This window comes from Ruegeria sp. HKCCA5491 (genome assembly GCF_013034565.1).
GTDB lineage: Bacteria > Pseudomonadota > Alphaproteobacteria > Rhodobacterales > Rhodobacteraceae > Ruegeria.
Genome location: NZ_WQGG01000016.1, coordinates 1 through 12,653, shown reverse-complemented (window position 1 = coordinate 12,653; position 12,653 = coordinate 1). Strand labels below are relative to the sequence as shown.

The following is a 12,653-nucleotide window of genomic DNA, read 5'->3' as shown; positions in this document are numbered from 1 at the left end:
CATGAGCGGTCGGGCCCTCGCAGACGTCGCGCATCAGAACACTGCCATTATACATGCCACATGTGTTGCCTTCGACGGGCGGGGTCTGTTGATCCTTGGTACCGCTGGGGCAGGAAAATCGGCCCTTGCGCTGCAGATGATGGCTTTGGGCGCAGGGTTGGTTGCAGATGACAGGGTCGTTTTGACCATGGAACCTGAAAAGGTCCTGATCGATGCTCCTCCAGAGATCCAAGGATTGATTGAGGCGCGCGGCGTCGGCTTGTTGCGTGCGCAATCGGTCGGGCCAGTAAACCTGAGCTATGTTGTTGATCTGGACCAAACAGAGACAGCCCGCTTGCCAAACGTAACGGAAATCCGTGCCCTGAGGCAAACTGTTCCCTTGCTACGCGGCGCGGGTGTCCCCAATTTGGCATCAGCTTTGATGCAATTACTTAAAATGGGGCGTGTAGACCCTGAATGGCCCAGCACATGACAACTCAGCGGCGCATCGTTCTGGTAACGGGACCTTCGGGCGCTGGCAGATCAACGGCGATCCGCGTTCTCGAAGACCTTGGCTTTGAGGCTATCGACAACCTTCCGATGGGGCTCTTGCTGCGCCTGCTTGAAGGACCCGCAACCGACCGTCCCATGGCGTTGGGAATAGACGCGCGGAACCGCGATTTCTCGACGATCGGGTTCATTGAACTGATCGCCAAAGTTCAACGCATGGACCATGTCGACATTTCAACCCTGTATCTCGACTGCGACGACGAAGTCTTGGTGCGCCGCTTTTCCGAAACCCGACGACGCCACCCTGTCGCGTCAGATTCAAGCCCCGAAACCGGCGTTCGCCAGGAAAAAGAACTACTCGACCCGATCCGTGAAATTGCGGACACGTTGATCGACACCAGCCCGCTGAACGTTCACCAGTTGCGCGAAGAGGTCGAGCGCTGGTTCGCGCCGAAAGGTGGACGCCACCTGGCGGTATCTATCGAGTCTTTTTCGTATAAGCGCGGCTTGCCTCGTGGATTGGATATGGTGTTTGACTGCCGGTTTCTCGCCAATCCGTACTGGCGCCCGGAACTTCGCGCCGAAGATGGTCGAAACCCGGATGTGGCGCGCTATGTTCAGTCTGACGCGAACTATGCACCGTTTTTTGACCGTGTTGTCGATTTGCTTGAACTCCTGTTGCCGGCCTATCGCGCCGAAGGCAAAGCGCACCTTTCGGTGGCCTTTGGGTGCACCGGAGGACAGCACAGATCCGTTGCTACCGCCGAGGCGGTCGCAAAGGCCCTTGCAGAGCAGGGGCAGCAAGTGGCAATTAGGCACCGCGAAATGGAACGTCGATCGTTGAATGTGAGGTCGGATTGATCGGGATCGTACTTGTTGCACATGGTGGGTTGGCTCAGGAGTACCTGGCCGCAATGCAGCATGTGGTCGGAAAACAGCCCGGCTTGGCCGCGATCTCGATCGAAGCGGATCACGATCGCGATGCCAAGCAGAATGAAATCTGTGTCGCCGCAGACAGTGTAGATGTGGGTGACGGTGTTGTCGTTGTAACCGATCTGTTTGGTGGCAGCCCATCGAACCTAAGCTTGCGCGCCTGCGCCCCGCAGGATCGACGTATCCTTTACGGTGCAAATCTGCCTATGTTGATTAAACTGGCCAAATCCCGCCACTTGCCAATCGGCGACGCCGTGCGGCAGGCGATGGAGGCTGGACGCAAGTATATCAATGCGCAAAATGTGACGTTGGACGAAGACCGGATTGATTAAGAATGACGAACCGAAGCTTGAAAATAATCAATGAAAAGGGCTTGCACGCCCGTGCCTCGGCAAAGCTGGTTGAGGTGGTCGAAGGTTTCGACGCCCAGGCCGAAGTGTCAAAAGACGGGCTTTCTGCGTCAGGTGACAGCATAATGGGTCTTTTGATGTTGGCAGCATCGCGCGGAACGACTATTGACGTCGAGACGTCCGGACCGGATGCTGAGGCGTTGGCTGATGCGCTGGAAACCTTGGTGAACGACAAGTTCGGGGAAGGGTTCTGACGGCGCCTGCTGCGACATCAAGAACGGGAAGACCAGGAATTGGCGGAAACGACGCACGAGACCAAGACAGGCCCGGTTGTGGATGGGACCGAGGACCAGGGCGAAATCTACGATCGTAGAACCCTGACCTACGCAAACTCTTTCGACGATGCCTGGACTTCAACAGCTATCCGCGCCATCGAATGGTGTACGGGCAAGCTGACCATTTTGCGTATGGTCAACAAATTCGAGAAGAAGAACGAATACTATCGCGGCCAACGGTTCTGGGGCGGCGCGCTTGAGGTTATGGGTATTAACCTGACTACACCTCAGGAACAGATTGCCCGCATCCCGAAAACCGGCCCGGTTGTCGTGGTTGCCAATCACCCCCACGGAATGGTCGACGGCATGATTCTGGCCGAACTGATCGGGCAGGTGCGCAGTGACTATCGTATCCTGACCCGCTCTGTTCTGACTGGTTTGGACGAGGCCGCGACGTCGTTCATGATCCCTGTCCCCTTCCCACATGATCCGGAAGCACAGGCCAAAATGCTTGAAATGCGCGGCAAGGCGATGGAGCACCTGAAAAATGGCGGAGTGGTCGCATTGTTTCCGTCTGGCGTGGTGATGTCGTCTGATGACTGGTTCGGCCCCGCGATCGAGCGCGAGTGGAACGTGTTTACGGCCAAGATGATTCGCCGATCGGGCGCGCAAGTCGTTCCTATCTTCTTTCCTGGCAGAAACTCGCGGGCATACCAGATCGCCAACAAAATGTCCGCGATTCTGCGCCAAGGCCTACTGCTGCACGAGATCGTTCGCTCCTGCAACAAACCTCAGTCACCGGTAATCGGTGATCCGATTTCAGAAGAAGACATGCAACTGCTCGAGCGCGACCCACGCGGCTTCATGGCTTGGCTCCGCAAGCACACGTTGGGACTTGGTGAGTCGCTTTAACCCTGATCCGTCTCTTCATCTGGCCAAAAATATCCCGGGGGTGAGGCCGGGTGAAATCCGGGCGAGGGGGCTGGCCCCCTTTACCGGGTCGGGACAGGCACTTCGCCTCTATAGTCATAAAAACCGCGCTGTGTCTTGCGCCCTAACCACCCGGCCTCGACATATTTAGTCAACAAAGGGCACGGGCGGTATTTGGTGTCGGCCAATCCGTCATGAAGGACATTCATGATCGCCAGGCACGTGTCCAAACCGATGAAATCCGCCAGCTCAAGCGGACCCATCGGATGGTTTGCGCCCAGTTTCATTGATTGGTCGATGGATTGAACATTCCCGACGCCCTCATACAGGGTATAAACAGCTTCGTTTATCATCGGCATCAGAATGCGGTTCACGATAAAGGCCGGGAAGTCCTCGGCGCTGGCTGCAGTTTTACCAAGTCGGTCCACGACGGTTTTGCAGGCGCTGAATGTCTCTTCGTCGGTGGCAATTCCTCGAATCAACTCGACCAACTGCATGACCGGAACCGGGTTCATGAAGTGGAACCCCATAAAGCGTTCGGGTCGGTCTGTTCGACTTGCCAGCCGCGTAATGGAAATCGACGACGTGTTTGATGTCAGGATCGTATGTGGCTGCAAATGCGGCTGAAGATCTTCGAAGATCGCCTGTTTGATCGCCTCGCGTTCTGTGGCGGCCTCGATCACAAGGTCGGTCTGGCCCAGCTCGGGCAATTCAAGCGTGGTCTTGATGCGCTTCAGCGCGGCCTGCATTGCGTCGTCCGAGATTTTTCCACGCGATGCTTGTCGCGCCATATTCCCTTCGATCGTTGTTATTGCGCTGTTAAGTGCGTCTTCGCTGACGTCATTCAGCAAAACGTCGTAATCGGCCAGGGCAAGAACATGGGCAATGCCGTTCCCCATCTGACCTGCGCCAATCACTCCGACCGATTTTACATCCATATTCAGGTGCCTTTGTGCCACGGGTTATGGCGACAGTATCGGCAGTTTGGGGCAGGCGGCAAGAGGATCAAGCATCTGGATTTTGCTTCAAATGCGCACATTAGGAAATTCTCAAGATTTGCGGCTGCATGATGGCACCCGGGTGAAAAATGGGTGAGTGGTATGAGCTATCATCAAACAGGCTCGGGGGGACCCGAGGATGCCGTGTGCCAATATGATGGATCGCGGTTATGGTTTCGTGGGCCGCAGCGATCTTTGGATACGCATTACATGGCATGTGTCGGCGGGACCGAAACCTTTGGGCGCTTTGTCGAACGTCCTTTTCCCTCGATTCTCGAGGGAAAACTAGACCGCAGGTGCCTGAACTTGGGCAGCCTTTTCTGTGGCGTGGACGCGCTGTTGCGGGATACTGGCCTGCGATCTTTGCTAAGCGGCGCAGAGATGTGTGTCCTGCAGGCTCCGGACATTCTGGGGCAATCAAACCGTTTTTACAAAGTGCATCCCCGGCGAAATGACCGGTTCCTAGCACCTACCGATGATTTGTGTTCGCTTTACCCGGAGATCGACTTCACGGACGTGCATTTCGTGTATCACCTTGTGTCGCTGTTGAAGGGACATCAGGACGCGCGGTTTGAGGTGGTTGCTGAAGACTTGCGTAAGAATTGGGTCGGGTTGCTGCGAGAACTGTTTAACTCTCTGAAAGCACCTGTGATCCTCTTGAACCTGGATGTCCGGCGGCAGTCCGATGAATGTGAATTTGGTACAGATGCCCAGGTTCCTGTTTCAGCAGAAATGCTAGGGGCTGTCCGCCCCTATTGTCTTGATGTTGTGGACCTGTTCGTTAACGTTTCTGGCCAATCTGAAGAATTGGAAAATATGTTGTTTGGAACATTGCAGCAGCCGATGGCCGAGCACATGATCGGCCCGGCTGCACATAGGAAAATTGCCGAGACCCTTTCGCGTCGTATTCGGGACCTACAATGAAAAAAGGCCCGCCGTTTGGCGGGCCTTTTATTCAAAGCGAAGCGTGGGCTTAGCCGAGTTTCTCGGTCAGTTCCGGCACCGCCTGGAACAGGTCGGCAACCAGACCAAAGTCAGCAACCTGGAAGATCGGCGCTTCTTCGTCTTTGTTGATCGCAACGATGACCTTCGAGTCCTTCATGCCCGCCAAGTGCTGGATCGCGCCCGAGATGCCGACAGCGACATACAGGTCCGGTGCAACAACCTTACCGGTCTGACCCACCTGCCAGTCGTTCGGAGCATAGCCCGAGTCCACGGCGGCGCGCGACGCGCCAACAGCGGCGCCCAGCTTGTCGGCCAGGGTTTCGATCAGTTTGAAGTCCTCTTCCGAGCCGACACCACGGCCGCCCGAAACAACAACGCCAGCCGAGGTCAGCTCGGGGCGATCGCTTTCGGCAACCTTGTCTTCAACCCACGAGGACAGACCAGCGTCAGCACCGACCGAGATGGTCTCAACCGCAGCCGAACCGCCTTCGCCCGCCGCGTCAAAGGACGCGGTGCGGAAGGTGACGACTTTCTTAGCGTCGTTCGACTTGACGGTCTGGATCGCGTTGCCCGCATAGATAGGACGCTCGAAGGTCGAGCCGTCAACCACGCCGGACGCATCCGAGATCACCATCACGTCCAGCAGCGCCGCAACGCGCGGCATCACGTTCTTGGTATCGGTGGTGGCGGGGGCAACGATATGCTCGTATCCGTCGGCCAGACCAGCAATCAGGGCCGCAGTCGACTCCGCCAGGCGGTGACCCAGCGACTCGTCTTCAGCGACCAGAACCTTGGAAACGCCGTCGATCTTCGCAGCGGCTTCACCTGCAGCAGCGGCAGAGCCACCTGCGGCCAGAACGGTCACGTCGCCCAGTGCCTTCGCGGCATTGACGGCTTTGGCGGTGGCGTCCAGCGCCAGTTCACCATTGTTGACTTCGGCGAGAAGAAGAACAGCCATTACACAGCCCCCGCTTCTTTGAGTTTCGCAACCAGCTCGTCAACCGAGCCTACGACGATACCAGCGGCACGTGCCGGCGGCTCTTCGGTTTTGACGATTTCCAGACGGGGCGAGACGTCGACGCCGTAATCGGCGGCAGTTTTCTCGTCCAGCGGCTTTTTCTTCGCCTTCATGATGTTGGGCAGCGACGCATAGCGCGGCTCGTTCAGGCGCAGGTCAACGGTCACGATGGTCGGCATCTTGACGCTGATGGTCTGCAGGCCGCCGTCAACCTCACGGGTGATCTTGGCGGTGTCGCCTTCGATGTCTACTTCGGACGCGAAGGTGCCTTGGCTCCAGCCCAGCAGGGCCGACAGCATCTGACCGGTGGCGTTCATGTCGTTGTCGATCGACTGTTTGCCCGCCAGAACCAGACCGGGCTGCTCTTCCTCGACCACTTTGGCCAGGATTTTCGCAACGGCCAGAGGCTCGATATCCTGATGAACGTCATCGGCTGCTACAACCAGAATGGCGCGGTCAGCGCCCATGGCCAGAGCGGTGCGCAGCGTTTCCTGCGCCTGCTTGACGCCGATCGAAACGGCAACGACTTCGTCGGCCTTGCCCGCTTCTTTCAGGCGGATCGCCTCTTCCACGGCAATCTCGTCGAACGGGTTCATCGACATTTTGACATTGGCGAGATCGACACCGCTACCGTCCGCTTTCACGCGGACCTTCACATTATAGTCAATCACGCGTTTGACAGGCACGAGTACCTTCATTTTGCGCTTTCTCCTTACAAATCCGGTAAGCCGCGAAGCGACTCCACCAATGCTCTCGGGGGTCTGAATAGCGTTTCAATTCGAATGGCAACAGAGCAAAATCGTCACGTCATGGTCTTGGGACGTCGCGTTTCGTATTTTTTGACGCTACGGCGCGCAATATTATTGCTGCGTCATTAAGGGGTTCAGTGGCTGGGCCCTCTCTTCTGGCCCGGCCATTGTCACCAAGACACTGTGCCGCATTCAGCGGTTCGCGCCCGGAACCCACAACACGTCCCGCGTGCCGTTTTCATTGGCGCAGCGGGCAGCAACGAAGAACCAGTCGCTGAGGCGGTTGAGGTATTTCACCGCGACCTCGTTGACGGGCTCCATATTCGTCAGCTCAACCGCCAGTCGTTCAGCCCTGCGGGACACGGTGCGGCAGACATGCAGATGAGCCGCCAGGCGTGAGCCACCCGGCAGGATGAAACTGCGCAACGGCTCAAGTGTTTCGTTCATCACGTCAATTTCAGCCTCGAGGCGGTCAATTTGAGCGGGTACGACTCGCAGGGGGGGATAATCCGCCTCGGCGTCTTTTTCCATTTCGGGGCGGCAGAAATCGGCGCCCAGATCGAACAGGTCGTTCTGGATACGCGACAGCGCAGCCTCAACTTCGCCCTCGGCCTCGGTGCGGGCGACGCCGACAAAGGAATTCAGCTCATCCACTGTGCCATAGGCGGCCACGCGGCCCGAATATTTCGCGACGCGTTCGCCATTACCCAGCGCGGTTTTTCCGTCATCGCCGGTGCGCGTGTAGATTTTGTTGAGAACGACCATCTATTGAACCCCCTGCCCACGGAGCCAGACGTAGAGCACGATCAAAACCACGGCAATGAATTGAAACAGGATGCGAAGTCGCATCATCTTGTTGCTTTTCATTGCGGCTTCCTTGCCGCTTTTGCCGAAATTCGAGATGCCGATCGCCAGCACCACAACAACAGCAGCCATGGCCAACAGTAGAACGACCATCAGAAGGTCCATGAGTACACCGTCCGCGTTACTTGTTTCGTTGGGCTATCATCTAGCCTCTGACGTGCAAAAAGCGAACGGGTAATTTCGCCTCAGACGTCCGACAGGATGCGGTCGATTGTGCGCGTGGGCAGGATCCGTCGCAGCCACCCGGCGATATAGGTCGGCGTGGTGACATAGTAGCGGGCGCGCGGGCGTTTGGATTCCACGGCATGTGCCAGCTTGTCGGTCACCGCCGATGCCGGCAGCTCGAACCGGTCGGGCCCTGAGGATTCGTACAGTCTTTTCAACAACGAGGCTTCGTATCGGTCGCGCAGGGCCGAGTCTTGCCAATTGATGAAACGCTCGAAAACCGGGATCGAGTTTTCGCGGATTTTGGAGGTGATAGGGCCGGGTTCGATCAGGATAACCTTGATGTCTGTGTCGGCTAGCTCCAACCGCAATGTGTCGGTCAATCCTTCGACCGCATATTTGGTTGCCACATAAGCGCCCCGCCAAGGATATGCGACCAGACCGAGAACAGACGAGTTTTGAACGATTCGCCCGTGCCCCTGCGCGCGCATGACGGGGATGACCTGCCGCGTGAGATCGTGCCAGCCAAAGAAATTGGCCTCAAAGATCGCGCGCAGGCCATCTGTTGGCAGGTCTTCCACCGCACCGGGAAGACCATGCGCGCCATTATTGAACAATGCGTCGAGCGTGCCGCCTGTCTTATCAAGAACATCCTGCAGGCCGGACGTGATGCTGTCACTGTCGGTATAGTCGATACGGGGGCTTTCGAAACCCTGCGCCCTCAGACGGTCGCAGTCACGTTGCTGCCGACATGAGGCAAATACGCGCCAGCCGCGCGCCCGCATACCATGCGCCGCGTCCAGCCCAATCCCCGAAGAGCAGCCGGTGATAAGAATTGTCTTCTGCATGGTCTTCCTGCCTCTCGCCTTGCACCAAAGCTATGGCGGGGCAGGGGGCAGGACAATGTCAGCGCCGCGTCAATCTGCGGTTTTTCTGACCAGAGATGCGGAAATCCATCCGACCTGTTGCTCGGGCAACACGCGCAACCTTAGCCAGCCGGTGCCTGAATCGCTGAGGACTTCAACCTTTTGGCCGATGGATGCTTTGCCGATGACGGGATAGATCGTCCCCGGACCGTCGCGCATGTTCACCCGCGTTCCAGAGATCTCGCGGATGTCCTTTTGTGGTTCTTCGTAAGCTGATGGTTCCAACACCTCTTCGGGCTGGGTTTCAGCGATCTGGCGCAACCCGGTTATGCCGTCTTCGAGGGACGCCAAGGTGATGTTGGCGCTTTGATCGGCAAAAGCCGACAGGCCCGAGAATGTCTCAAGGCTGGCGGGTTCCGGCAGGATTTCCACGATCTCTTCTTTCGCCAAGATCGGCTTCACCCGTACGGTTGGCGTACGCAGGGCGACATTGGTCACCAATTGCTCGGCGCGGGTGTGTTGCAATGGCACAGGTTCGGGCGCAACGGCCACGCGCTCGGGTTGGGCGGTGCGCAGTCCGCGCGGCTCAAAATCAGGGCCGCCGCTCATGACGTAAAAACACCATCCGAGCGCGGCAAAAGTAACAAGAACAAGGCGCGACATGGCGCATCCCCCGGTAATCGAAAAAGGTAAAATAGGCAGCAGTTCAATTAAAGAGAGCCTACCATAATTCACGATCGGAGTCGAAAGATTGGGGGAAATCCTAAGCTTGCCTCCCCCTGTTGCAAAAAGCGCCACTTGTCCCCAGCAAAATGCGCGCTGGTTGCTTTACCGCGGCGCGCTTGCGTCGTATCACATCATATATGAACGACACGATCGACGACCCCAACATGGAGGCCCCCGATGGCGGGGGCGAGGTAGCTGAACCGCTGCGCCGAGCGATTGGCGAACGCTATCTGACTTATGCTTTGTCGACCATCATGCACCGGGCCTTACCGGATGCGCGCGATGGTCTGAAGCCGGTTCACCGGCGAATCCTTTATGCCATGCGTGAGCTGCGACTCAGCGCGACGGGGGGATTCCGTAAGTCGGCCAAGATTTCCGGCGACGTGATGGGCAACTACCACCCCCATGGCGATGCCGCGATTTATGACGCGATGGCGCGTCTGGCGCAGGACTTCAACGTGCGCTACCCACTTGTCGACGGGCAGGGGAATTTCGGCAATATCGACGGCGATAACCCGGCCGCCTCGCGGTACACCGAGGCGCGGATGACTATCGTGGCCGAGGCGCTGCTTGAGGGGCTGAACGAAGACGCTGTCGATTTCCGCGACAACTATGACGGTACGCTGACTGAACCCGTCGTGCTGCCCGCACAGTTCCCGAACCTGCTGGCCAATGGCGCTAGCGGTATTGCGGTGGGGATGGCGACGAACATTCCTCCGCACAATATCTCAGAGCTGTGCGATGCCTGCCTGCATCTGATCAAAACGCCGGATGCGCGTGACGACACATTGTTGAACTACGTGCCCGGCCCCGACTTTCCGACAGGTGGCGTGATCGTCGAACCACCTGAGAACATCGCGCAGGCCTATCGCACCGGGCGCGGGTCGTTCCGCCTGCGCTGTAAGTTCGAGGTTGAAGATCTGGGCCGTGGCCAGTGGCAGATCGTTGTCACCGAGATTCCCTATCAGGTTCAGAAATCCAAGCTGATCGAGAAGATCGCGGAACTGATCCAGACCAAGAAAATCCCGATCCTCGGCGATGTACGCGACGAATCTGCCGATGACATCCGCCTGATCCTTGAACCGCGCTCTAAGAACGTGGACCCCGAGGTGTTGATGGGAATGCTTTATCGCAATTCGGACCTTGAGGTGCGGTTTAGCCTTAACATGAACGTGTTGATCGACGGCGTGACGCCCAAGGTCTGCTCGATGAAAGAGGTGCTGCGCGCTTTCCTCGATCACCGGCAAGAAGTTCTGCTGCGTCGTTCGCGTCACCGCATGGCGAAGATCGACCACCGTTTGGAGGTCTTGGAGGGCTTTATCGTTGCCTTCCTGAACCTTGATCGTGTGATTGACATCATCCGCTACGACGACGACCCCAAAGCCGCGCTGATGCGCGAGGATTGGGGCATCGACCATGTCCGGGCTACTGATGAGTCCGACTATGTCTCGCCCAAACCGGGCGAGGGCGAGTTGTCCGAGGTTCAGGTCGACGCGATCCTCAACATGCGCCTGCGCAGCTTGCGCCGTCTGGAAGAGATGGAGCTGGTCCGCGAGCGCGATGAACTGATGTTGGAACGCGCCAACCTCGAAGACCTGCTGGCCGATCCCGCCCTGCAATGGGCCAAGATCGCCGAGCAGTTGAAAGAGACCAAAAAGACCTTCGGCAAAGACTACGAAGGCGGTGCGCGCCGCACCCAATTTGCCGAAGCCGGGAATGTCGAAGAAGTAACGCTTGAGGCGATGATCGACAAGGAACCGATCACGGTTGTGTGCTCTCAGATGGGGTGGATTCGCGCCATGACGGGTCACATTGACCTGAAGCGTGAGCTCAAGTTCAAGGATGGCGACGGCCCGCGCTTTATCTTCCATGCTGAAACCACCGACCGTCTGCTGGTTTTTGCGTCGAACGGGCGTTTCTACACGGTCAGTGCGGCCAACCTGCCCGGCGGGCGGGGTATGGGCGAGCCGCTGCGCCTGATGGTGGACTTGCCGAACGAGGCGCAGATTATCGACATCATGATCCATAAGCCGGGGCGCAAGCTGCTGGTGGCCTCGGATGCTGGCAACGGTTTCATGGTGCCAGAGGATGATGTTTTGGCCCAGACCCGCAACGGCAAACAGGTGCTGAACGTCAAGGGAGACGAAACCGCGATGATCTGCAAGCCAGTTGAGGGCGACCATGTGGCCGTGGTGTCCCAGAACGGTAAGTTTCTTGTGTTTCCCGTCGAAGAGCTGCCCGAAATGGGGCGCGGCAAAGGTGTACGTTTGCAAAAATACAATATGGCGCGCGGACGGCAGGGAACACTTGAGCTGGATGGGGGGCTGTCGGACCTCACGACCTTTGATTGGGCAGAGGGGCTCAAATGGTCCATGGGAGGGGATAAAACCCGGCATGAGGCCGATATGTCCCAGTGGCTTGCGAAACGCGCCAGCGTTGGGAAAAAGCCGCCATATGGTTTCCCGAGGGACTATAAATTCTCGTGATCGCACCGCCGCGACAGTCAAATTCCGTCGATGCAGCTTGGCACAAGCCCGGTTGGTGCGCTAAGTCAAAGAAAAACAGGCCTATCGAGACGAGATCATGTTACGCATTCTAACCTTGATAACCGGATTGACCCTGCTGGGCGCATGTGCGCAAACGCAGCTATACGAAGAGCCCGAGTCGCTGGGGGAATTCAAGCTTCGCGTGAACTACGCCTTTGCTGAAAAGGCTGTGCAGGGTCCCGTTTCCCGCGATGCCACGCCGGATGAATGGACAGCAGCGATTCAGAACGCCGTGGATGTCCGCCTAGGCCGGTATGAGGGCGCGCAGGAATACGACATCGGTATCAGTCTCGAAGGATACATGCTGGCCCCGCCGGGTATTCCGGTCATCTACAACCCCAAAAGCACGGCGATTGTTTTGGTCAACGTCTACGACGTGAAGAACAAAGAATTCCTGGCCAAGGGAAAACAGTTTCAGGTTCTGGAAGATACGACCGGTGAAAGTGCCCTGACCGGGTCAGGAAATACACGCACCAGAGAGGAACAGATGAGCGGTCTGGCCCTGAAGGTTGCGGACCGAGTCGAAGAGTGGTTGGCCGAAGAACATGAAGATAACGGCTGGTTCCAGCGCCGCCCTGACCTGATACAACCTCTCGAATCCGGCGAGCTGACGCAAAATCCGGCATCATGAACGGGTTTTAACGCAGGATGTGCTTGATTTTCCCCTGCGAACCAAATATCTCGCGCGCGCAGATGTAACCACGGGACCAAGGGTCCCCCAAATCACAAAAGGGCGCCTGAGGAATGGCAAAGGAAAAGTTTGAGCGTACAAAACCGCACGTCAACATCGGCACGATTG

The 12,653-nt window shown here is 57.5% G+C and carries 15 protein-coding genes; 8 read left to right on the top strand and 7 right to left on the bottom strand.

Annotation, left to right across the window (positions count from 1 at the left end):
* Position 1: 1 nt before the first annotated feature.
* From GOV88_RS18615 to GOV88_RS18595, 5 genes are read left to right on the top strand one after another with little or no spacing between them, the layout of a single operon-like run.
* The gene (locus GOV88_RS18615) at positions 2–472 is read left to right on the top strand and encodes an HPr kinase/phosphorylase (protein WP_171241353.1); all 471 of its coding nucleotides are present in this window, start codon (positions 2–4) and stop codon (positions 470–472) included.
* The gene (rapZ, locus tag GOV88_RS18610; RefSeq protein WP_171241352.1) at positions 469–1,350 is read left to right on the top strand and encodes an RNase adapter RapZ; all 882 of its coding nucleotides are present in this window, start codon (positions 469–471) and stop codon (positions 1,348–1,350) included. Before GOV88_RS18615 ends, rapZ begins: the two co-directional genes overlap by 4 nt.
* Positions 1,347–1,754 carry a PTS sugar transporter subunit IIA gene (locus GOV88_RS18605; protein WP_171125234.1) on the top strand — a complete coding sequence of 136 codons (408 nt, stop codon included), beginning with the start codon at positions 1,347–1,349 and terminating at the stop codon, positions 1,752–1,754. The genes rapZ and GOV88_RS18605 overlap by 4 nt, the downstream gene beginning before the upstream one ends.
* A gap of 2 nt (positions 1,755–1,756) precedes the next feature.
* Entirely contained in the window at positions 1,757–2,026 is a 270-nt protein-coding gene (locus GOV88_RS18600; protein WP_170428736.1) for an HPr family phosphocarrier protein, read from the top strand.
* Positions 2,027–2,065: 39 nt separating this feature from the next.
* Positions 2,066–2,959: a lysophospholipid acyltransferase family protein gene (locus tag GOV88_RS18595; protein ID WP_171241351.1), complete on the top strand. Its 894-nt coding sequence runs from the start codon at positions 2,066–2,068 to the stop codon at positions 2,957–2,959.
* Positions 2,960–3,039: 80 nt separating this feature from the next.
* On the opposite strand, the gene GOV88_RS18590 is transcribed toward GOV88_RS18595, so the two are convergent.
* Positions 3,040–3,915: a 3-hydroxybutyryl-CoA dehydrogenase gene (locus GOV88_RS18590; protein WP_171212605.1), complete on the bottom strand. Its 876-nt coding sequence runs from the start codon at positions 3,913–3,915 to the stop codon at positions 3,040–3,042.
* A 162-nt stretch (positions 3,916–4,077) separates the two neighbouring features.
* Between GOV88_RS18590 and GOV88_RS18585 the strand changes: the two genes are divergently transcribed.
* Positions 4,078–4,899, top strand: a complete 822-nt coding sequence (locus GOV88_RS18585) for a DUF6473 family protein (RefSeq protein WP_254449273.1) — start codon at positions 4,078–4,080, stop codon at positions 4,897–4,899.
* 49 nt (positions 4,900–4,948) lie between these two features.
* On the opposite strand, the gene GOV88_RS18580 is transcribed toward GOV88_RS18585, so the two are convergent.
* The 6 genes from GOV88_RS18580 to GOV88_RS18555 form a co-directional block, all read right to left on the bottom strand.
* Positions 4,949–5,878 carry an electron transfer flavoprotein subunit alpha/FixB family protein gene (locus GOV88_RS18580; RefSeq protein WP_171241350.1) on the bottom strand — a complete coding sequence of 310 codons (930 nt, stop codon included), beginning with the start codon at positions 5,876–5,878 and terminating at the stop codon, positions 4,949–4,951.
* Positions 5,878–6,636 carry an electron transfer flavoprotein subunit beta/FixA family protein gene (locus GOV88_RS18575; RefSeq protein ID WP_170388298.1) on the bottom strand — a complete coding sequence of 253 codons (759 nt, stop codon included), beginning with the start codon at positions 6,634–6,636 and terminating at the stop codon, positions 5,878–5,880. The genes GOV88_RS18580 and GOV88_RS18575 overlap by 1 nt, the downstream gene beginning before the upstream one ends.
* A gap of 243 nt (positions 6,637–6,879) precedes the next feature.
* Positions 6,880–7,452: a cob(I)yrinic acid a,c-diamide adenosyltransferase gene (locus GOV88_RS18570; RefSeq protein WP_171212602.1), complete on the bottom strand. Its 573-nt coding sequence runs from the start codon at positions 7,450–7,452 to the stop codon at positions 6,880–6,882.
* The gene (locus tag GOV88_RS18565) at positions 7,453–7,656 is read right to left on the bottom strand and encodes a twin transmembrane helix small protein (RefSeq protein ID WP_171125224.1); all 204 of its coding nucleotides are present in this window, start codon (positions 7,654–7,656) and stop codon (positions 7,453–7,455) included. It lies immediately after the preceding gene.
* A gap of 80 nt (positions 7,657–7,736) precedes the next feature.
* The gene (locus tag GOV88_RS18560; protein ID WP_171125222.1) at positions 7,737–8,564 is read right to left on the bottom strand and encodes an SDR family NAD(P)-dependent oxidoreductase; all 828 of its coding nucleotides are present in this window, start codon (positions 8,562–8,564) and stop codon (positions 7,737–7,739) included.
* Between the two features lie 69 nt (positions 8,565–8,633).
* Positions 8,634–9,245, bottom strand: coding sequence for an SH3 domain-containing protein (locus GOV88_RS18555; RefSeq protein WP_254428696.1), 612 nt, complete (start codon positions 9,243–9,245; stop codon positions 8,634–8,636).
* A 200-nt stretch (positions 9,246–9,445) separates the two neighbouring features.
* Between GOV88_RS18555 and parC the strand changes: the two genes are divergently transcribed.
* Together parC and GOV88_RS18545 are read left to right on the top strand one after the other, a co-directional pair.
* Positions 9,446–11,794 carry a DNA topoisomerase IV subunit A gene (parC, locus tag GOV88_RS18550; RefSeq protein ID WP_171241349.1) on the top strand — a complete coding sequence of 783 codons (2,349 nt, stop codon included), beginning with the start codon at positions 9,446–9,448 and terminating at the stop codon, positions 11,792–11,794.
* 97 nt (positions 11,795–11,891) lie between these two features.
* Entirely contained in the window at positions 11,892–12,485 is a 594-nt protein-coding gene (locus GOV88_RS18545; protein WP_171241348.1) for a hypothetical protein, read from the top strand.
* Positions 12,486–12,653 lie beyond the last annotated feature (168 nt).